Annotated in this window: 13 protein-coding genes; 4 read left to right on the top strand and 9 right to left on the bottom strand. The window is 60.9% G+C overall.

Translation table 11 applies throughout. The features are described from left to right. The first annotated feature begins 59 nt into the window (after positions 1-59). Positions 60-551 (top strand): BA14K family protein, encoded by a 492-nt coding sequence (locus V6R85_RS19005; RefSeq protein WP_003506390.1) that lies wholly within the window; start codon positions 60-62, stop codon positions 549-551. A gap of 97 nt (positions 552-648) precedes the next feature. Here the strand turns inward: V6R85_RS19005 and V6R85_RS19000 are convergent, their stop codons facing one another. Together V6R85_RS19000 and V6R85_RS18995 are read right to left on the bottom strand one after the other, a co-directional pair. Then, complete coding sequence (locus V6R85_RS19000) at positions 649-2013, bottom strand: sigma-54-dependent transcriptional regulator (protein WP_112958618.1); 1365 nt, start codon at positions 2011-2013, stop codon at positions 649-651. A 1-nt stretch (position 2014) separates the two neighbouring features. Beyond that, positions 2015-3856, bottom strand: coding sequence for a sensor histidine kinase (locus V6R85_RS18995; protein WP_112958617.1), 1842 nt, complete (start codon positions 3854-3856; stop codon positions 2015-2017). Positions 3857-4092: 236 nt separating this feature from the next. Between V6R85_RS18995 and V6R85_RS18990 the strand changes: the two genes are divergently transcribed. Beyond that, positions 4093-5439 carry a dicarboxylate/amino acid:cation symporter gene (locus V6R85_RS18990; protein ID WP_112958616.1) on the top strand — a complete coding sequence of 449 codons (1347 nt, stop codon included), beginning with the start codon at positions 4093-4095 and terminating at the stop codon, positions 5437-5439. Positions 5440-5556: 117 nt separating this feature from the next. Here the strand turns inward: V6R85_RS18990 and V6R85_RS18985 are convergent, their stop codons facing one another. Further along, positions 5557-6909 carry an aspartate aminotransferase family protein gene (locus V6R85_RS18985; RefSeq protein WP_336377125.1) on the bottom strand — a complete coding sequence of 451 codons (1353 nt, stop codon included), beginning with the start codon at positions 6907-6909 and terminating at the stop codon, positions 5557-5559. 36 nt (positions 6910-6945) lie between these two features. Continuing rightward, positions 6946-7680, bottom strand: coding sequence for an SDR family NAD(P)-dependent oxidoreductase (locus tag V6R85_RS18980; RefSeq protein WP_003506382.1), 735 nt, complete (start codon positions 7678-7680; stop codon positions 6946-6948). A 234-nt stretch (positions 7681-7914) separates the two neighbouring features. Between V6R85_RS18980 and V6R85_RS18975 the strand changes: the two genes are divergently transcribed. Both V6R85_RS18975 and V6R85_RS18970 read left to right on the top strand, forming a co-directional pair. Continuing rightward, positions 7915-9561: a GNAT family N-acetyltransferase gene (locus tag V6R85_RS18975; protein WP_112958615.1), complete on the top strand. Its 1647-nt coding sequence runs from the start codon at positions 7915-7917 to the stop codon at positions 9559-9561. 60 nt (positions 9562-9621) lie between these two features. Beyond that, entirely contained in the window at positions 9622-10776 is a 1155-nt protein-coding gene (locus tag V6R85_RS18970) for an amidohydrolase (protein ID WP_111780242.1), read from the top strand. Between the two features lie 28 nt (positions 10777-10804). Here the strand turns inward: V6R85_RS18970 and V6R85_RS18965 are convergent, their stop codons facing one another. The 5 genes from V6R85_RS18965 to bcsN all read right to left on the bottom strand — a co-directional run bounded on the left by V6R85_RS18965 (position 10805) and on the right by bcsN (position 19877). Next, positions 10805-13153, bottom strand: a complete 2349-nt coding sequence (locus V6R85_RS18965; protein ID WP_162724170.1) for a tetratricopeptide repeat protein — start codon at positions 13151-13153, stop codon at positions 10805-10807. Continuing rightward, positions 13144-14199 (bottom strand): glycosyl hydrolase family 8, encoded by a 1056-nt coding sequence (locus V6R85_RS18960; protein WP_065695084.1) that lies wholly within the window; start codon positions 14197-14199, stop codon positions 13144-13146. Before V6R85_RS18960 ends, V6R85_RS18965 begins: the two co-directional genes overlap by 10 nt. Continuing rightward, positions 14196-16697 (bottom strand): cellulose biosynthesis cyclic di-GMP-binding regulatory protein BcsB, encoded by a 2502-nt coding sequence (locus V6R85_RS18955; protein WP_112958614.1) that lies wholly within the window; start codon positions 16695-16697, stop codon positions 14196-14198. The genes V6R85_RS18960 and V6R85_RS18955 overlap by 4 nt, the downstream gene beginning before the upstream one ends. Then, complete coding sequence (gene bcsA, locus V6R85_RS18950) at positions 16694-18883, bottom strand: UDP-forming cellulose synthase catalytic subunit (RefSeq protein WP_003506371.1); 2190 nt, start codon at positions 18881-18883, stop codon at positions 16694-16696. Before bcsA ends, V6R85_RS18955 begins: the two co-directional genes overlap by 4 nt. 94 nt (positions 18884-18977) lie before the next feature. After that, on the bottom strand, positions 18978-19877 hold the full coding sequence (gene bcsN, locus V6R85_RS18945; protein WP_112958650.1) for a cellulose biosynthesis protein BcsN: 900 nt from the start codon (positions 19875-19877) through the stop codon (positions 18978-18980). Between the last annotated feature and the right edge of the window lie 493 nt (positions 19878-20370).

Raw genomic sequence — 20370 nt, 5'->3', positions numbered from 1 at the left:
TCCTTAACCATCGAATTTGCAACTGGCAGCACCCTGCCACCTGTACGGAAGAACACACCATGTCGTCCTTTGCAGCTAAAACAGTTCTGACAATTGCTGTCGCCGCCGCTACCATTGTTCCCTTGAGCAGCGCATCCGCTGGCGACTGGGACCGCCGTGATCGTCGCGATGCTGCCATTCTGGGTGGCGTACTCGGTCTTGCAGCCGGTGTCGCCGTCGGCTCCGCAATGTCCCGCCCGGCGCCGGTGGATGATGAGCGTGTCTATATCGACCCGCCCCGTCGTTATGAGCCGAGCTATGTCGATGAAGAGCCGGACTATCGCTACTATCGGCCCCAGCCGCAGCCTGTTTATCGCCCCGCTCCGGTCTACCGCCCGCAACCTGTCTATGACAGCCGCCCGGTTTACGGCCAGCGCGCCACCTATCGCACCATCGAGCCCTGGACCAACGCCTGGTACGACTATTGCTCGCAGCGTTACCGGAGCTTCAATTCCCGCACCGGGACCTATACGGATTATGACGGCCAGCGTCATTTCTGCGTAGCGGGTTGATCAAGCCGACCTTCGGCACAATTATGGTCGTTATTGTCAGGCCGCGGACGGAAACGTCCGCGGCTTTTCATCATGCGTCAACCGGCCCCGCGCCGGCTCACGCCGCGCCGCTCTTCACATAATCCGCCCGGTTGATGCCGTGCCGCTGCAGCTTGTCGTAAAAGGTCTTGCGGGCTATGCCGAGCGTGGCGATGGTTTCCGCCACGTCGCCATTCGATTGTTCCAGCGTTTCGCGGATGATGCGCGCTTCGATCTCATCCATGCGCTCCGGCAAGGTGCCGGAGGCGGGGAGCGCGGATTGCAATGCAGGCGCGTCCGCCGGTTCCGTCTCCAACCCCAGCACCACCCTTTCGGCGAAATGCCCGAGTTCGCGCACATTGCCCGGCCAGTCATGATCATTGAGGCGGCGGGAAATGCCCGAGCTGATCTGCGGCACCGGCATGTTGAAACGGTTGGCGGCCTTCGTGACGAAATGGGAGAACAGCAGCGGAATATCCGCCTTGCGTTCGCGCAGCGGCGGTATTGACAGCGTCACGACATTCAGCCGGTAATAGAGGTCCTCGCGAAAGGTGCCGCGCTCGAATGGATCACCAAGATCGACCTTGGCCGCCGCCACCACGCGGATATCGACCGGCCGCTCCTCGTTCGACCCGAGTGGCGAGACCTCGCGCATTTCCAGAACACGCAGCATCTTCACCTGTACCGCAAGCGGCATGCTTTCGATCTCATCCAGAAACAGGGTGCCGCCGCTTGAATGTTCGATACGGCCGACGCGTTTTTTCTGCGCGCCGGTAAAAGCTCCCGGTTCATGGCCGAAAAGCTCGCTTTCAATCACCGTTTCCGGCAGCGCCCCACAATTGAGCGCCACGAAATTACCTTTTGAGCGTTTCTTGCTCCAGCGATGAAGGGCCGTTGCCACCACTTCCTTGCCGCTGCCGGTCTCGCCAGCCACCAGCACATCCACGTCGGTATCGGCAATGTGCCGAAGCGTGGTGCGCAGGCGCTCCATGGCGGGCGTCTGACCGATCAGCGGCAGATCATCCTCCGCCTGTCCCGCCGCCCGGCGAAGGGCGCGGTTTTCCAGTACCAGCCGGCGCTTTTCCAGCGCCCGGCGCGCGCTTTCCACTATGCGTTCGGCGGGAAATGGCTTGGCGATAAAATCATAAGCGCCGTTGTGAAGCGCATCGACGGCCATCGGCACATCGCCATGCCCTGTGATGAGGATGACAGGCAGATCGGCATCGATCTTGCGGACATGGTCGAAAAACTCAAGCCCGGTCATGCCCGGCATGCGCACATCGGTGATAACGACGCCGTCGAAATCCTCGTTCAGAGCCGCAAGCGCCTGTTCTGCGCGAGAAAACGACGTGACCGGCAATCCATCAAGTTCCAGCGTCTGCACCATCGCCTTGCGCAGCTGCGAGTCGTCATCCACCAGGAATATGGTTCCGTCCGCCGTCATGTCATGCTCGCTTCAGAAATACGGAAAAACATGTGCCCGCCTTGCTGCTTGCCACCTCGATACGCCCGCCATAATCCGAAGCAATATCGTTGGATATGACGAGACCGAGGCCGAGGCCGCTTTCCTTTGATGTGTTGAATGGCGAAAAAAGCTGGGCGCGGATGGCTTCGGGAATGCCCGTGCCATTGTCGCTGACGGAAAGCACGACCATGTCGCCTTCTTCGCGCACACGAACTTCGACACGGGCCGCCCCAGTCTCTTCAGTGGCTTCCAGCGCGTTTTGCAGAAGGTTGATGAGGATCTGCTCCAGCCGGATACGGCTGCCGAGCACCTTCAGGTCCTGATCCGGCAATACGATATCCAGCGCATCCATCTGCCCTGAAAAGCGGCTGCGCAACAGCATGACCGCACCCTCGATGACCAAGCGAACGCTGACCGGTTCGGCGGCGGTGCGGCCCTTCCGGGCCAATATTTTCAGGTCGCCGGTAATCGTGCCGATGCGCTCGGTCAACGCCGCGATGTTTTCGAGATTTTCGGTGGCCTCGGACATGCGGTCGCGTTTCAGCAGCGTGCGGGCATTATCGGCAAAGGCGCGGATCGTCGCCACCGGCTGATTGATCTCGTGCGCCACACCCGCCGCCACCTGCCCCAGGATGGAAAGGCGGTTGGCCTGCACCAGCTCGTGCTGCACATTGCGCAACTCACCGGTGGTTTTTTCATGCAGGGCGATTTCGGCCTGCAGGTGATCGCGGGTTCTGGTCAAGTCGCGGGTGCGCTCCTGCACCTTCATTTCCAGCTCGGTGCGGGCGCGCTGTTCCTCTTCCTTTTCCTTAAGCGCCCTGTGCCTGCGCCACAGCCACAGGGCCGAAAGCGCCATCAGCGGCATCAGCGTCGCCAGCGCCACCACCCTGCCCTCGCGGATTGTGGCGTTCAGCGCCGGCGCCACGGGCTGCAGATAATGCAGGGTCCATGAAGTGGTCGGAACCGGCATTTCGAGCTGCAAATAATCGCCGCGCTCGCTCCCCGGTTGATCGACATGAATGAGCGGAACGCCCTCGCTTGAGCGCCGCGCAGCGTGAAATGGCAAGGTTGAAAGCGCCTCATTGCCAAATTGCAGGCTCTCGGAAATGATTTTCCGCTGCGCCTCATCAATCGGCGCGACGGTCCGGAAGCGCCATTCCGGCACGCTGGTCATCAGCACGACGCCGTTTCTGTCGACCACATAGACCGGTTTGCCTCCGATGTTCCAGTCGGTCTCCAGCCGGTTGAACTCGACCTTGGCGATGACGACGCCAAGCGGCCGCCCGTCGGCGGAATCGATACGGCGGGAGATATAAAGACCCGGCCGGCGGCTGACATTGCCAAGCGCATAATGTTCGGACATGCCGGTCTTCATCGCCGCCTGGAAATATTCGCGAAAAGCATAATTGGAGCCGACAAAGCTGTCCGCCTGCCGCCAGTTGCTCGACGCAATGGTCAATCCGGTCGGCCCGGTCACATAGATCACCGAGGATTGCGTCCCTTCAATCAGCCCTTCCAGCTTGCGATTCAGCCGATCGAGGGCAGGAGCACCACCACCATCCAGCGCCACGGCAAGATCGGGATCTCCTGACAGGACCAGCGGAATGGCGCGCGGCCGCTCCAGCGCAACATTCAGGAGCGCGATCTTCAGTTCGGCGTCCGTGGCAGCGTCGGAACCCGCCACCCGCAGCGCCTGGTTGCGGGCGAACTCATCGGCCACCAGGAGAACACCAAGACTGACGAGCAGCCACAGGCCCGCCAGCGCCAGCCATTGCGCCCGCCGCTTCGCCTGGGAATGAGGTGCCTGATCCTGATAGGTCATGGGATAATTGTGCGGATTTACGCACAGATCGCAAGAGATTTTGTCCGGAATTCCACACAAACGTCCGTAAGCCAGCAAAGCCTCAATAAAAACTACTTTTGAAATCAGCCGGTTACAGCAAATAAACAAGTCTGGCATGCGTATTGCACATGACTCCGCAATCGGCGCGAAGCCGTCAACGACACGGCGATCCCGGGAGGCCAATAAAGGCAGGGTGAGGCCGAGGAGGAAAAAACATGATCGATACGACAGCCGTGGCCGCAGGCCACGCCAAAATGCCATTTTACAAGCACCTGTATTTTCAGGTTCTGGTGGCCATCATCGCCGGTATCGCGCTCGGCCATTTCTATCCGACCTTCGGCGAACAGCTGAAGCCGCTCGGCGACGGCTTCATCCGCCTCGTCAAGATGATCATCGCTCCCGTCATCTTCCTCACCGTCGCAACCGGCATCGCCGGCATGAACGACATGAAGAAGGTGGGCCGCGTCGCCGGCAAGGCCATGATTTACTTCCTGGTATTCTCCACGCTTGCGCTCATCGTTGGCCTCATCGTCGCCAACACCGTGCAGCCGGGCGCCGGCATGAACATCGATCCCGCCACGCTGGATGCCAAGGCTGTCGCGACCTACGCCGACAAGGCCCATGAGCAGACTATCACCGGCTTCCTGATGAACATCATCCCGACCACCATCGTCGGTGCTTTCGCCAGCGGCGACATCCTGCAGGTGCTGTTCTTCTCGGTTCTCTTCGGCATCGCGCTCGGCATCGTCGGCGAAAAGGGCAAGCCCGTCACCGATTTCATGCATGCCCTGATGTATCCGATCTTCAAGCTAGTCGCGATCCTGATGAAGGCCGCTCCCATCGGCGCTTTTGGCGCGATGGCCTTCACCATCGGCAAATACGGCATCTCGTCCGTTACAAACCTCGCCATGCTGATCGGCACGTTCTACATCACTTCCTTCCTGTTTGTGTTCGTGGTTCTCGGCGCCGTCTGCCGTTACAACGGCTTCTCGATCGTCGCACTTATCCGCTACATCAAGGAAGAACTGCTTCTGGTTCTCGGCACCTCTTCTTCGGAAGCCGCCCTGCCGGGCCTGATGAGCAAGATGGAAAAGGCGGGCTGCAAGCGCTCCGTCGTCGGCCTCGTCATTCCCACCGGTTATTCCTTCAACCTCGATGGCACCAACATCTACATGACGCTGGCGGCGCTCTTCATCGCACAGGCAACCGGTATCCACCTCTCCTTCGGTGAACAGATCCTCCTGCTGCTCGTTGCCATGCTCTCGTCCAAGGGTGCGGCCGGCATCACCGGCGCTGGCTTCATCACGCTCGCAGCCACGCTCTCCGTCGTGCCTTCGGTTCCAGTTGCCGGCATGGCGCTGATCCTCGGCATCGACCGCTTCATGTCGGAATGCCGTGCGCTCACCAACTTCGTCGGCAATGCGGTCGCCACCATCGTCGTCGCCCGCTGGGAAGGCGAACTGGATCAGGACCAGCTTGCCCGCGTTCTGAGCGGCAAGGAAGAGTTCACCGGCATCGCCGATGTGGATTCGCTTCCGGCATCGGTCCAGCCGGCCGAATAATACGACCTCCCAAGGTCTGGCCTGTCCCGGTTTTTCCCGGGCAGGCAACTACAGAAAGCCCGGAGCATCTTGCGATACTCCGGGCTTTTCCGTTACGGAATTGCAAACTGTGCAGTGTCAGCCTTTCGCGGCCAATGCCTTATCGAGACCGCGCTTCACACCGGCAAACAGCTCGTCCAGCTGCTCGGCAGTGATGATCAGCGGCGGGCAGAAGCAGATGGCTTCACCGATCGGCCGGGTGATGACGCCTTCCCTTTCGATGGCCGCAGCCAGCGTGAGCGTGGTATCACCCGCCTTCATGCCCTCCCATGGCTTTACCTCCAGCGCGCCGATCAGGCCGATACCGCGCGAGGAATGAATAAGCGGGTGGTCGGCAAGCGCGTTCAGATGATCGAGGAACTTTCCTTCCAGTCGGGCAACATTACCGACAAGGTCGCGCTCCTGAATGATCTTCAGGTTTTCCAGCCCCACAGCCGTTGCGACCGGATGGCCAGAGGCGGTGTAGCCGTGGCCGAAGGAGCCGATACGATCGGATTCATCGGCAATCGGCTGGTAGAAACTGTCATTCATGATGATCGCCGAAAGCGGCATGTAGGACGACGAAATCTGCTTGGAGACGACAAGCACGTCCGGCTTGATGTCATAGGTCTCGCAGGCGAACATCTTGCCGGTTCGGCCGAAACCGCAGATCACCTCGTCCACGACAAGCAGAATATCGTATTTCTTCAGTATCGCCTGCACACCCTCCCAATAACCTTCAGGCGGCAGGAGAACGCCGCCGGCGCCCATCACCGGCTCGCCCCAGAAGGCGGCGATGGTCTCGGGACCTTCGCGCAGGATCAGATCCTCCAATTCCCCAAGGATACGTGCGGTGAACTCCGCTTCGCTTTCGCCATCCTTGCCGAAATGCACATAGGAAGGGCAGGCCGTGTGCAGCATGCGGTCCAGCGGCAGATCGAAGCTTTCATGGTTGCGCGGCAGGCCGGTGATCGAGGCCGAGGCGATGGTCACGCCATGATAACCCTTGATGCGGCCAATGATCTTCTTCTTGTTCTTCTCGCCCAGGGCGTTCGAGCGATACCAAACCATCTTGGCAACGAGATCGTTGGCTTCGGAGCCGGAGGAGGTGAAGTGCACCTTGGACATCGGCACCGGCGAAAGCTCGATCAGCAACTCGGCGAGATCGACGGACGGGCCGTGCGTCTTGTAGGAAAAGGTGTGGTAATAGGGCAGCTTCTGCATCTGCTTCGTCGCCGCTTCCACCAGCCGCTTTTCACCGAAACCGAGCGCCACCGACCAGAGCCCCGCCATCGCCTCGATATAGCGCTTGCCGCTGCTGTCGGTCACATAGATGCCTTCGCCGCTCTCGATGACAAGCCCGCCGGTCTTTTCGAATTTGCGCAGATTGACGTTCGGATGCATCTGATAGGCGATATCGCGTGCCTCGACGGAATTCGGCAGGATGGTCATCGATAAAGGCTCCATTTTCGGTTGATGGTCGGCGTGTCAGACGTGCTGGCCGCCGTTGATGTGAATTTCCGCGCCGTTGATGTAGCTCGACTGTTCCGAGCAGAGGAAATAGATGGTCTGCGCCACCTCGGCCGTGGTGCCGAGCCGCCCGAGCGGCACCTGCGCGTCCACCAGTTCCGCCGTTCCGGGGGAGAGGATGGCGGTGTTGATCTCACCCGGCGCAATGGCGTTGGCGCGCACGCCACGCGGGCCGAACTCATGCGCAAGTTCGCGCGTCAGCGCCGCGAGCGCCGCCTTCGATGTGGCGTAGGCCACGCCTGCAAAAGGATGCACACGTGAGCCCACAATCGATGTGACGTTGACGATGGAGCCCTTCGCCTCCTCAAGTTCCGGCAAAAGCGCGCGGGCAAGCAGCGCCGTCGAAACGAGATTGACGTTCAGCACCCGCGTCCAGATATCCGCCGTCGTATCCTTCACACCGAGACGACTTCCGCCTTCACCCTTGGGCGAAATTCCGGCATTGTTGACAAGCGCCGCAAGCTTTCCCTCCGGCAGGCGTGAACGCACCTCGTCCGCCAGAGCGTCAATACGGGACAAGTCCTCCAGATCAGCCTGAATATGGCTTTCCCGTGCAGACGGCCAACGGCATTCCTCGGAGAAGGGTTGCCGCGATACGGTGAGAATTCTCCAGCCCTTTTCCTGAAACAGCTTGACGGTGGCATGCCCTATTCCGCGGCTGGCGCCGGTCAGAAGCATATAAGGAACAGCCATATGAGAACTCCTGTGCCATGCGGACCGTTGAGCCGGCCGCGCATTCAGCCCCGCATGTTAGAGCGCTGCCATCGGCTGACAAGGTCTTTTTTGTCGCGGCGCAGCGATGGCGGATCGGCGACGGGCTAATCCCATTTGATGTACGGCTTTCACCCGAAGGGAATATTTGAAGCCGACCGTTTCCCCATAAAATGAAGCCTCCCGAATGTGTGATCAGTATTGGGAGGGGGACGAATGCGCATCGATATCATCGACACGGACGCCGGCTTCGAGGCGATCCGCGAAAACTGGGATGCGGTGTTCATGGCCGATCCCCATGCCCGGCATTTCCTCTCCTGGGGATGGCTCAGGGATTATATGCCGCGCCGCAGGCGCTGGTTCATCCTTGCGCTGCGCGAACGGCCGGAAGGCTCGCCCTATGTGGCGTTTTTCCCGCTGCGCATCGTCACCGAACCGGACAAGAAAACCGGCCGCTTCCATGATAGCATCGTCATGGCAGGCAATGCGGCGGCGGATTACACCGGCTTCATCACCCTGCCGGACTATGAAGATCACGCCGTTGCCGGTTTCTGCTCCTATATACGCCAGCAGAACTGGACAGAACTGAAACTCGATTATCTCTCCGGCCCGCCGGAGCGTCGCGACGCAATGATCCGCGCGCTTCAGGGTCCGCTCGTCATGTTCCGCGACAACATGCCGACCAACCCCTACAACATCAACAATTGCATCTGCCCAGTGGTGGCCCTGCCGGAGACGTTCGATAGCTATCTCGACAGCCATATGAGCAGCCAGACCCGGCAAAAGCTCCGACGTTTCCTGAGAAAGGTCGAAGGCGGCGATGAATATAGCATCACCTTCGCGACGAGAGAGACGATCAGGCGGGATATGGATATCCTGTTCGATTTCTGGCGCATCCGCTGGGCGCCGCACAAGGGCAAGGAGCGTACGGAACTCCTGATCGGCGCGACACGACAAATGTTGATGGATGTCTATATCCGCGGCGATCTGGAAGTACCGGTCCTCTGGTTCGGCGACCAGCCGTTGGGGGCACTCGCCAATATCATCGACCGCCAGAAGAAGTCGGTCCTGTTCTATATCACCGGCCGCGACGAGAACTGGAAGACCCCTTCCCCCGGCCTCGTGCTGCATGGCCACTGCATCCGCCGGGCGATCGAGCAGGGTTTCAGGACCTATGATTTCCTGCGCGGCAACGAGCCTTACAAATATTTCTTCGGGCCGGAGGAGCAGAAGCTGAGCTGCACGTTGTTCCGCACCCGCTCGGGCGAAAATCTCGGCGGCACGCTTCACCCCCGCAGCATCCGTTTTGTCTACGAACAGGCGCTCAAACTCTACAAGAGCGGCCAGAAGGCGGCCGCCAATATCGCCTTCGGGCAGGTGCTTGCCGCAGCACCTGACCATCTCGGCGCGCAATTCGGGCTCGCCAATCTGTCGTTCGACCGGGGTGAATTCCGGGAGGCCGAGATCGCCTTTCTAAGCCTTCTGGCCGCTGGCCAGGAACCCGTCGTCCTGTGGCTTCGCATCGGCGAGGCCCGGCTGGCGCAGCAGTACTACCACGAGGCATCCGAGGCCTTCCGCCAGGTAACCAATCGCGCACCCTTCCACCGGGAAGCGCTTTATAAATGCGCGGTGGCGCTGATTGCCGCCGAAAGAACGGTGGAAGGCGCTGAAATTCTCGACAGGCTGCAGCATTATCATTCCGACGATGCGGCGCATCTGGAATATGCAGAAAAAGCCCGTGCAGCCCTTGCCAGGCTGGAACTGGCAAAGACAAAGGTTCCGCTGCCGTCAGATATCGTCACGCTCGCCATCAAGCCGAAAACGGCGGGCAAACGCTGGCACCCGCCAAAGGTTTTGCATTAAAGGCAACGCCCTGTAAGTTGCGGCTGGAAAAACCGGCCGGACGACTTGCAAGGATTTTTGATGTTTCTGACCAACAAGGACATGCTCGATCTCGTTGAGCTTCGCCATGATCTGCACCGTCATCCGGAAATCTCCGGCGAAGAAAAGGAAACAGCGCGGCGCATCCGCACTTTCCTGAAGCAGGCGCAGCCCGACCAGCTTTTTGCGGATCTCGGCGGCCATGGCGTCGCCGCGATTTATGACAGCGGCAAAAGCGGTCCGGCGATCCTGATCCGTTCGGAGCTCGATGCTCTGCCTATCCACGAAAAGAGTGAGGCCGAATACCGCTCCGGCACTGATGGGAAGGGCCATCTTTGTGGCCATGACGGCCATTCCACCATTCTGACGGCGCTGGCGCTCGGCCTTTCCCGGCAGCGCCCGGAGACCGGCCGCGTCATCCTTCTGTACCAGCCGGCGGAAGAAACCGGTGCGGGCGCCGCCGCCGTGCTCGCCGACCCGCGCTTCGAACACATAAAGCCGGACTACTCCTTTTCACTCCACAACCTGCCGGGCCTGCCTTTCGCCCATGTCAGCGTCGTGGAGGGACCGGTCAACTGCGCGTCGCGTGGTGTCAAAATCCGCCTTTCCGGCAAGACCGCGCATGCTTCCTCGCCCGAACACGGCATTTCCCCCATGCGGGCCATCTCTCAGCTAATGCCGGCCTTGGCCGAACTCGGCTCCGGTTTCCCGCCTGAGCCTGATTTTTCGATGGTGACGATCACCCATGCCGTTATGGGTGAAGCCGCTTTCGGCATTTCTCCGGCCGATGCGGAAATCTGGGCGACGCTGCGGACACTGACCGACGACCGGATGGAAAAACTCTGCGAGGCTGCGGAGTCATTGGCGAGAAAGGTTGCAGCCGAGCAGAAGCTGGCACTCGACATCACCTATGACGATATTTTCCTCCATTGCGAAAATGCGCCCGACGCGGTCGAGCATATCCGGCAAGCGCTGGACGAGGAGAAAATCTCCCACGGTTCGGAAGGGCTGCCCATGCGGGCTTCCGAGGATTTCGGCCGTTTTCGCGCCGTTTCGTCTTCGGCCATGTTCTTTCTCGGTGCAGGCAGGGACTACCCCAACCTGCACAATCCCGATTACGATTTTCCGGACGCGCTGATCGTCAGCGGAGCACGCATCTTCATGCGTATCATCCGCAACCTCACCGACGTGAAATAAGCGGCCACCGGCGTCACGCCGGCCTGCCTCAGCCGCCGCCCTGCGGGCCGTTACTCGGACGAGCGGCGCGCACGGCAGCCAGGCCCTTGATCCCATCCTGATTTCCGATGGCTGTCAGGCTTTCGAAAATCTGTGCCGCTTCGCCGTAACGGCGCATGGCGAGGTAGGAATAACCACGCAGCACCATCAGGTCCGTGCGCTCATCCGCCAGCCGTGCCCGCTGGTCGAGCAGGAGAAGCGTTTCGGCATAACGCTTCGACTGGAAGGCAGAAACCGCGCGGTCAGCAAGGATCGAGACCTGCAGCTCCGTCGCGCGCGGGCGGTCCATGCTCGATTTCGTCGCCGAAACGGCGGCATGGTCCGTCAAGCCCATGCGCAGATAAGCAAGGCTCTGGCCATAGGCTGCGTCGCTTTTAACTGCCGACTGACCGCCTTCAAGCGCGGCTTCGAAGGCTTTCAGCGCCTCCGCCGGCCGGTTCGTCTCCATCAGGCACCAGCCGAGATCGAGCGCCTGCTGCGGCGGCAGACGCTGCGGATCGGGATAGGCCGCGCAGGAGCGTGGGCGCGATGCGGCGCTAGCTTCCCTTTGCACCTGCGCCGGGCGGCGCGCCTGCTTGCGCGAAGGTTCCGGCTGCTGGACGACAGGCGGGGCATATACCACCGCCGTCTCGCCCTGCGGCGCATAGGTCGGTGCAGGCGCCGTCGCCTGTGGGGCAGTGGATGGCGCGGTTATGGGGGCAACCGTCTGCCCGGACTGATCCACCATGCGCGCCGTTCCCACATCGGCGATCCGCTGGGAGCGGCTTGCCCATTGCTGCTGGATGCCACGCAGACCGGCGAGATTGCGAAGATCGTGATAGCTGACGGCCATGCCGTAGGCAGACGGCTCATCATCGGGCTTCCAGCCAAGAGCCGTGCTGAACCATTGCAACGCAAGCGGGGTCTGCCGGAAGGCGAGCGAGTACCAGCCAAATTGCTGCGCGGTGGCCGCATCCTTGCGCGCCACGGTTTCAACGGCGATGCGTTGCAACACATCCGGCGGCAGCACGACCGGCGGCTGCAGCGCAAGAATATTGGCCGTTGCGGCAAGATAGGTCGCAAGCGCATCGTCGGAAGCCGTGCGCCATTTATACATGACGTCCTCGGCCTCGCGCGGCTCGTTACGGTCGATCAGCGCCAGCGCCAACCCTTGAGAGGCGGACGCGCTGTCTTCCTCTTCCCGCGCCTTGCGGAACCACTTTTCCGCCTCTGTCATGTTCTTCTGGCGGATATTGTACCAGCCGAGCAACAGGGCGTCGCTCGCAAGCTTGTCGGTTTCGGCAAGCCGCTCAAGCCGCATCACATAGGCGGAGGGAACGGTGATGCGCTCTTTTTCGCCCTCTTTCACTTTTTCCCCGGCCTTGGCTACAAACTGGCGGGCGAGATCGTTCTTCACCGGTTCGAATTCCAGTTGGCCGTCTGCGCCAGGTTTTTCCTTGGCCAGCAGATCGTCCATCATTTCCGCCGGCAGAAGCGCAGATGCCTTCTGCACCGTGGCGAGCCTGTCGCTTGCAACAGTGCAATTGTTGAGAATGTAGAGATAGGCGTCGCGCGCCCGTCCCATCCGGTCGGTATTGGCGAAGGCGTCGGCCACCCGCCACAGAACATCGACTTCGCTGCAGGTCAGCAGGCCGGGATTGTTGGCCGCCGTATCCACCACCGTCGCATATTGCTTGAGATCGGAGGCATTGACGAGCCGCTGGCGCGCTTCGGCCAAGGTGAGCATGCCCGTCAGATTGTCGGGCGGCTGCCAGCCGGGTTCCCCCTGCTGGCGGTCGGCAATCGCCTTTCTCACCTCGGCATAACGGCCATCTGTATAAAGCTGCCACATGGCATCGAGCCGCGGATCGCCGTTTTCGGGAATGGCGAGAGGACCGGCCGGCGGCGTCCAGTTGGGATAAAGCGTGCGAAGACGCGCGATTTCAGCCTGAAGGCGCTGGGTATCGCCTCTCGCCGCAAAATAGCGTAGCGCGCTGAGATCGACTTCGGGCATGCTGCCCGATGTGGGCTGGGGCGTACGGGGGGCCGGTGCCTGCGCCGTCTGTGTTTGCGGTGCTTGCCCGCCGGCCTGCGTCACCGGCAAAGGATCGGTCGCCGGCACCGTTACCGGCGGTGTCGCGGGCTGAGTCACCTGCGCCATCTCGCGGTTTTTGACGAAAGCGTTGATCTGCGCCGGATTGGCTGCCGGCGAAATGCGCTGCACGGCGCGGTTATCACCGACCGCCGAGGTATGCACGTCCGAAACCCGCCCGAGAATGCTGTCGCGCCAGTGGAAGGCGGCGAGCGCAATCAGAAGCAGGATGAGAGCCGAGGTCGACAATGGCTTGTTCATCGGCATTCCCCGTTATTCCTTGCCAGAAACGACAATGCCAGAAGATGCAATGTGGAGGGATAATAAAGTGTTGGCTGAAAGTTTTTAAGTTCGGCGGGAATGGCCGCCCCCCCGCTGACGCAGCCGGCGAGCGCCGGAATGATACGATAGCCGGGATCCGACAGGACATCCTTGACCTCGCCACTCTTCAGGTCGAAGGTTCCGGCAGCGCCGCTTTCCAGCGTCATGCCGGTTTTCAGACGGGAAAGCAGATCCGGCGAGCCCATCTTCGCCATTGCAAGATAAAGCGGAATACGCACCGCATTATAACCGAATTCCGGCGGAAAACCCGACGCCGGCTGCGGCTTCGTCTTCACAGACACCCAATCGGCCGGCAGTTTTCTATCGCTGAAAGCGAAGGCGCCGATCTGCGCCACGCCGTCATCGGCAAGAGCTTTCCAGAGCGGCGATGGCGCAACGAGATTGAGGACCGGAAACGCCTCGAAAATCAGATAGGAAGGATTGACCACTGGCCCGTCCTCCCGGTCGCCCTCGTCAAAACCGCTGGCAGCCGGCAGAAGCAGCACCCGCCCGCCACGTTGTACCACCGTCTTCTTGAGAACGGCGGATGCGATGGCCGCGGATGCTTCGGCATAATCCTGACGGTTCCATTGCCCGGCCGCCAGCGCCAGCGCATAGGCGATCAGAATATCGCCATCCGTGGCATTGTTGATATCAGTGACATGCGGCTTGGTGCGCGGATCCCATTTCCAGGCGGAAAGTCCGTCATCACGCACTAGGAGCTCGGTACGTGTGAAACTCCAGATCAATTCGAAGTCGGACAGGTTGTCTGCAAGCACGGCAAGCCACATGCCGTAGCCCTGCCCTTCGCTGTGGCTGATATTGCCGTTGCCGGTATCGATGATACGACCACCGGAATCCAGAAATGCACCCTTATAGGTCGACCACGCTTCCGGTGAGACCGAAGCGGCGCAGCTGACCGAAATACCTGCAAACACCGCCATCACGGACACGAGGAGAATGCCGGCCAGTTTCGAGATCCCGTTCTTCATCGATGCCGCCCCATCATGCGCAGCATCGTGAAAGTTGCGACGCCGAGGAGAGAAACGAAACCGATGAATGCCAGCGAATAGGAAAGCACATTGGATGACAGCCAGTTGGCGGCAACCAGCCTCCAGTTGGACAGGGAAAACGCCCGCGTGACGTAAAAATACGGCCGCTCCACCTCCACCGTTTCGAGCTTTTCGGCAGCGGCATCGTAGGCGGCGACACGACCCGTGACACCGCGCCAGCGGTTTTCCCGCGTCATCGCCGCCATGCCGTCAAGAAGTTCCGCTGATGTCGGTGCTGTGGCAAGCGTCCACACCCCCTGGCCGGAGGGGCTGAGTCCCTGCGCCAGCATGAAGGAGACATTGCCGGGTGGCGCATAGAGCTGCTCGGCCGCCGGCAGGAAGCGCAGCGTATCCGAGCTCAGGTCGAAATTCCGCTTCATCCAGTCCTCGAGAGACGACACCTGCCCCTCCCAGACACCTCCGTCCACCCGCTCCCGCCAGTCGTTAAAGAGGGTTTCGCTGCTCTGGGCGGGCGGCTGAACGCCGGTTCCCATTTTCCAGGATATCTGGCTGGAAGGAACGAGATTAAACTGGCCGATCAATGCCTGCGGGAATTGCGAAATCGTTCCAACGAACAGCGCGTCGCGGTCGCCGATCACCAGCGGCGATGCGACAGTCTCGATGTTGATGGGATGCCCCGCCACGCTTGCCAGTCGGCTGATCAGCGTCGCTGCCGCAGACATGGTGTCAGTGTCAAAACGGTCGAGTGACAGTGCAACAGGAGTTCCGCCGGTCCGATAGGGCTGTCCGGCGCCCGCCATCGCGGCGAGGTCGGGCTTGCGGCCGATCTGTGCATAGTCCGGAATATGAAGTTCAGACGTGTCGAACAACGCAAAACGCGGGGTCGTGCTGGCGGGCGCGCCCGGCGCACAGGCCTGATCCTGCGCCGTCATCAGCACCGCCTCGATGGTTACCTTGTTGGGCCCCGGCTTGAAATGACGCATCGTCACATTGATCGGCAGATGCCGGAAAATGCCGCCGCCATTGTTGGAAATCGGCACGGTCGAGGCGATCTCGTCATTGACGTAGATATCGATATGGCTGCCCGGCAGTACCTGCGACGAATAGGCGGCGTCGAGCAGAAGCGACGCCTCGCCATAGGCCGAGGCATAAAAATCGGCGGGCATGCCCACGTAAAACTCATTGCGGAAACGCCGGCCGCCAAATTCGGTGCTTTCCAGGCCAAGTTCGGAAAGCGCGATACGGCGGTCCGACATCACAAGCGGCACATCGGGCGCATGCCAGCTGCGGGTTGAAAAGGTCGTTCTCTGCGCGCCGGGCGTACGCGATATCGAGGAAAACAGCGTCTCTATTGCCGCCTGAACCGCCTGCGGGCTGGGGCCGCTGACGAAAAGCGGCGAAAGACCGCTAGGTGCTGCGGCGCCAAAGCCGGCAAAGGCGCCCGCCGACGCCTCGGGCGGCAGCGTACCGACTATCCCGGCAATCTCACGGGCGGTTCCGACGAGGACCGTCAGCGTGCCTGCCTTGCGTTCTGTGGAAGGCGCGGCCACGAAACGGATCGCCTGGTTCGGCATCTGGGTTCTGAGCGCTAGCGCCTGTGAAAGACGCAGGAGAGAATCCGCAAACGCCGGATTGCCCAGTGCCGGCGCGACAATCTCGATCGACGTCATCGCCTTGCCGTCCGGCCCCGTTGCCTGAATATCGTCGATATTGGCAAAGCTTCCTGCGACATCGGCATTAAAGCCGATATAGGTGCTCGCAGGGTCGACATCGGTCCACAGATCATAGGTGGACTGGATCGTGCAATCGGTTCTGTGGCGTTGCTGCACGCCCAGTCTCACGACATTTGAGCCGACCTGCAGGACGCCGGGCGGAATCTTCAAGGAGACATTGCCCTCGCTGTCGGGCGCTTCAATACGCGCCGGCTCCAGCGGGACATTGTTCAGGCTGACCTGAAAATTCGAGCTTTCCGGCGCGACCACGATGGCGTTCTGATAGCCGATATTGAGCGAAACGGCGGCATTCACCTGCTCCGGCGTCAGATAGATGCTCCATTGCCGGCGGTCGATCTCACCGGAAAGGCTGAGCTTTTCATAGGGCAGGATATATCGGCGGCGGCTGTCGGCGCTGAGCGGCGAGGCCTGCGCCGGAACCGGCCTTGCGCCTTCCTGACGCGGAGGAGCCGAAACCGGCGGCGGCAACGGAACGGCGGGGCGTTGTTGCTGCTGCGGCGCGGGCTGAACCGAAAAGGGCGGCGTGGCGGATGGCTGAGACGGCGTTGGGGCCGGCTTCTGGGCAGGAGGCTGCTGGCGCGGTACGGCAGGCGGAATGGCGGACGGCGGTACGGGTGTCGGAGCAGTTTGGGCGGGCCGTTCCGGCGACATGTCGAAGGGGGAGGACTGCGCCATCGCGCCCGTCGCAACGGCCCCCCATACCAGCACTGCCAGAGAATCCCGGATGGATTTACGGCCGGTCATTTTACGGCTCCGACAGGTTTGGCGTCTTTGGGAGCGGGCCGAAGCGTCCGGACCAGATAATAGAGGCCACGCTGCGTCTGGAAGAGCGAGATGGCCAGGAAGATCGCCGTGCCGCGGATAAGGCCGGGGTTCTTGCGGCGCACCCGCTGAAACTCGCTCCACTGTTCCGAATTGGCGAAAATCAGGTCCGCGATCAGGCGGTGATCGACGGCGCGCTGCGGCGAGAAGGTGCAACCGATCGAGACGAAACCCTCGCCCTTAACCGTCCGCACCACGTTGACAGGCATGGTTTCCGGCACACCCTCGCTATGCGGCTTGACCTTCACGATGGCCGTCGCCCCTTTTTCGATATTCGTCGCGCTATCGAAGAGATTGATCAGCAACCCGTGCACCGACACGTTATCGATAGAAGCCGGCACCCAGGCGTCGCTGCCCTCAAGCTTGACTTCGCAACGCCGTTTGACCGTGATGCGCCGCGACGCCGACTTATCGCCGCGTTCGGAAACGACACCGAGCGCGCAGCCTGCAAAGATGAGATTGAGCAGGTTCCAGCCGCCGACCACGAGCGTGACATCCGCCTTGTAGGGTTCGCTGTAGATGCGCCATACGGCAAAGGCCATCGCCACCACCAGCAGCGCGAAGATGACGAAGAACGGCCGGCTGATTTCCGAAAGCCGCGCCTCGGCAATGGATTCATCCTTCGCCGTCACCTTGAAGGTGGGCTTGCCGGGGTTGAAGATCACCGAAACCACGGCGGGCAGAAGGTGAACCGTCTGCACATATTCGTAAAGCTCAGAAATCCACGGCCAGCGGAAGCTGCCATAGAGATAGTTCTGCATCATCAGGTTCACGAGCATATAGGCCGCCGTATAGGCTAGGAACTCGCCGCCCGAGGCCACGAAAATCTGCAGGTCGAAGAACAGGTAGAACAGCGGCGCGAACAGGAAGATCGTGCGCGGAAACGGAAACAACCAGAACAGCGTCGATGACATATAGCAGAGACGCTGCGTAAACGAGAGACCGCGCCGGAACAGCGGCTGGCGGAAGATCAGGATCTGCATCATGCCCTGCGCCCAGCGGCTGCGCTGGCCGATGAAGCTTGCGAAGGTGGCGGGTTGCAGGCCGGCGATCAGCGGCTTGTCGACATAGATGCTGTTCCAGCCGCGCGAATGCAGCGCGAGCGCCGTTTCGCAATCTTCCGTGATGCTGACGCCGCTGAAACCTTCCGTATCCTGCAGCGCCTCGCGCCGCAGCACGGCGGCGGAACCGCAGAAGAAAGCGCCGTTCCATTTGTCGAGACCGCGCTGGATGATGCCGTAGAACATCTCGTTTTCGCTCGGCATCGTCTCGAAGGTGCGCAGGTTGCGCTCGATTGGATCGGGATTGACGAAGAAATGCGGCGTCTGCACCAGGAAAAGCCGGGGGTCCTCTTCGAAATATCCCACCGTCTCCAGCAGGAAGTCGCGGGCGGGCGCGTGGTCGGCGTCGAACACGGTCACAAGCTCGCCGGTCGAATGGGCAAGACCGTTATTGAGATTTCCGGCCTTGGCATGGACGTTGCGTTCGCGCGTCAGATAACGCACGTCGAGCTCTTCGCAGAGCTTCTTCAGCTCTTCGTGGCGGCGCTGCGCCGCCTGCGCCTCGACAATATTGCTGGCGTTGCGCTTCTGCACCGAGCCGCCGTCGTCCAGCAGCCATACGGTGAAACGGTCAGCCGGATAGTCCATGTTCTTGGCCGCTGCCAGCGTATTGGCGAGAAGTTCAGCATCCTCGTTGTAGCTCGGCACGAAGACATCGACCGTCGGCCGATAATCGGGCGAACCGGGCCGCGTCTTGCGCGACGGCAGCGGCATCGATACGATGACAAGGCTGAGCCCCAGCATCACGACGCTGTACATCTCCGCCAGATAGAGCAGAAAACCGGGAATGAAGTTTTCGAGCTGGTTGACGGGCGGCAGTGTGCTCGTGGTACGCCAGTAGACATATCGCAGAACGATGGCGGTGCCGAAACCGAGCGCGACGAGGCGCCACGCGCCCTGCCCGTTGAAGCTCTTGATCGTTGCGAGAAGGATGAGCGAAATCGCGGTCGCCACCAGATGCGTCTGCAGGCTGACCGGCATCGTGACGATGGCCAGAACGCAAAGCGACACAAGCAACCAGACAATGACTGTGATGGCCTTGTTCATCCAGAAACTTTCCGTTCTCGTCCCCATCCGGAATTTAGGTCCGGAAATTTTGCGATATGCGCCTCGGCGCTCACTTCTCCGCTGGTTCCGGCGATCACCTGCATCCTGGTGACGCTCCCGAACCGGACAGACAAGCTGGCGAGGGAATGGACACCTGCGGCACCTGCGACGGTTGCCGGCTGCTTTCCACCGGCCCGCCGTCCATCCGCCTGCCCGCCACCGAAGATCGAACAGGCTGGATCGGCGAACCCGTCGATGTGGGCGATGGGATATTGACGGCAGCAACGGGCGGCAAAGGCTGTGGTTCCGGCTGCGCGGGCGTGACGGCCGCCACGCGGCGGACCGGCCGGACGGGCACACTAGCGGTCACTTCGCCGCCGGGCCGCATCGGCACATCCTCCGCCTTCATGGGATAGACCGGGCTCCCGGGTCGCCCGAGATTTTGATCGACGGCCCGCGGCGTGCCGTAGGGGTTCCAGCTTGGCGAGGCATAGGTGCCGGTAATGGTGTAATTATACATGACCGCCAGCAGCCGCTCGACGCTTGCGCCAGATTGGCAAAGACGCAGCCGCACCTTGATGCGTCCTAGATTGCGGAAGTCCTGCCGCATGCTTTCCGGCGAGCGTATGTCCTGCCAGCCATAAAGGCAGCTATCGTCGCCGCGGCCGTGGCCGGCGGCATAGGAAAACGCACCATAACCGTTCTGCAGGTAATTTGCCGACATGGCTATGTTTTCGCCCGGAAACTCGGCGCGGATTTCCCGCGCGACGGAAGATGCCCGGAAACCGGAAAAAGCCAGGGCGTCGCCACCGGTATCGCCGGCCTGTTGCGGGCCGAAAAACTCAGCCTTGATATAATTCTGCCCGGGGGTCGCGGCCTCAGAGCGCAAAATGACCTGCTGCGCCACGGCGTTGGAATAGGTGCGGTTGACCACGGTGACGATTTCGGGACCGCCGGGCGGGGGGAAAACCAGCGCCTCGGAAGGAGACGCCATCTGCGCGCCGCCGAACGACCGAACGCCCGCGGGAGTATTGCAGCCCGAAAGAACCGCAACGGAGAACAGCAATGAAGTATAGGCAGAAAATTTCACTGCCTTGCGCCCCTTTGTTTCCCCAACGCCGCCCAGGTTAAAAGGAGACCGAATCACTAATGACCAGACCATTGCTACGAAATACGTGAGGACTACGAATAAGCAATCTCAAATTTGCGTTGTAATTTCTGACACTTTATGAATCGCGAATCGCCGTTGCGGCCCTCATCTCCCACGAAAGAAGGGGAACTAATGACGCCGCCAGGGGTTGGCGTCCTGTCAGGCCGATAATTTTACGGTTGCAGCGCAATATGTCCCATGGTCTACTTGCGTCTATTATTACGTATTTTTATTGGTCAAATTTTTAATTCAACTGTAAAAACAGAGAGTTACCATATGACAGTGCAATTTCCGAGCATCGCGCAGACGCTTGCCGAAGAGATCGGAACATTACGCA

The organism is Agrobacterium sp. CCNWLW32 (assembly GCF_037083425.1).
GTDB classification, from domain to species: Bacteria; Pseudomonadota; Alphaproteobacteria; order Rhizobiales; family Rhizobiaceae; genus Agrobacterium; species Agrobacterium radiobacter.
Note: the sequence above shows the minus strand (reverse complement) of the source record. Positions and strands in the feature narration are given on the sequence as shown.

What these genes read in the sequence shown, in the direction of transcription:
- V6R85_RS19005 (WP_003506390.1), top strand. Translation starts at nt 60, where the DNA reads ATGTCGTCCTTTGCAGCTAAAACAGTTCTGACAATTGCTGTCGCCGCC.
- V6R85_RS19000 (WP_112958618.1), bottom strand. Translation starts at nt 2,013, where the DNA reads ATGACGGCGGACGGAACCATATTCCTGGTGGATGACGACTCGCAGCTG.
- V6R85_RS18995 (WP_112958617.1), bottom strand. Translation starts at nt 3,856, where the DNA reads ATGACCTATCAGGATCAGGCACCTCATTCCCAGGCGAAGCGGCGGGCG.
- V6R85_RS18990 (WP_112958616.1), top strand. Translation starts at nt 4,093, where the DNA reads ATGATCGATACGACAGCCGTGGCCGCAGGCCACGCCAAAATGCCATTT.
- V6R85_RS18985 (WP_336377125.1), bottom strand. Translation starts at nt 6,909, where the DNA reads ATGACCATCCTGCCGAATTCCGTCGAGGCACGCGATATCGCCTATCAG.
- V6R85_RS18980 (WP_003506382.1), bottom strand. Translation starts at nt 7,680, where the DNA reads ATGGCTGTTCCTTATATGCTTCTGACCGGCGCCAGCCGCGGAATAGGG.
- V6R85_RS18975 (WP_112958615.1), top strand. Translation starts at nt 7,915, where the DNA reads ATGCGCATCGATATCATCGACACGGACGCCGGCTTCGAGGCGATCCGC.
- V6R85_RS18970 (WP_111780242.1), top strand. Translation starts at nt 9,622, where the DNA reads ATGTTTCTGACCAACAAGGACATGCTCGATCTCGTTGAGCTTCGCCAT.
- V6R85_RS18965 (WP_162724170.1), bottom strand. Translation starts at nt 13,153, where the DNA reads ATGCCGATGAACAAGCCATTGTCGACCTCGGCTCTCATCCTGCTTCTG.
- V6R85_RS18960 (WP_065695084.1), bottom strand. Translation starts at nt 14,199, where the DNA reads ATGAAGAACGGGATCTCGAAACTGGCCGGCATTCTCCTCGTGTCCGTG.
- V6R85_RS18955 (WP_112958614.1), bottom strand. Translation starts at nt 16,697, where the DNA reads ATGACCGGCCGTAAATCCATCCGGGATTCTCTGGCAGTGCTGGTATGG.
- bcsA (WP_003506371.1), bottom strand. Translation starts at nt 18,883, where the DNA reads ATGAACAAGGCCATCACAGTCATTGTCTGGTTGCTTGTGTCGCTTTGC.
- bcsN (WP_112958650.1), bottom strand. Translation starts at nt 19,877, where the DNA reads ATGGCGTCTCCTTCCGAGGCGCTGGTTTTCCCCCCGCCCGGCGGTCCC.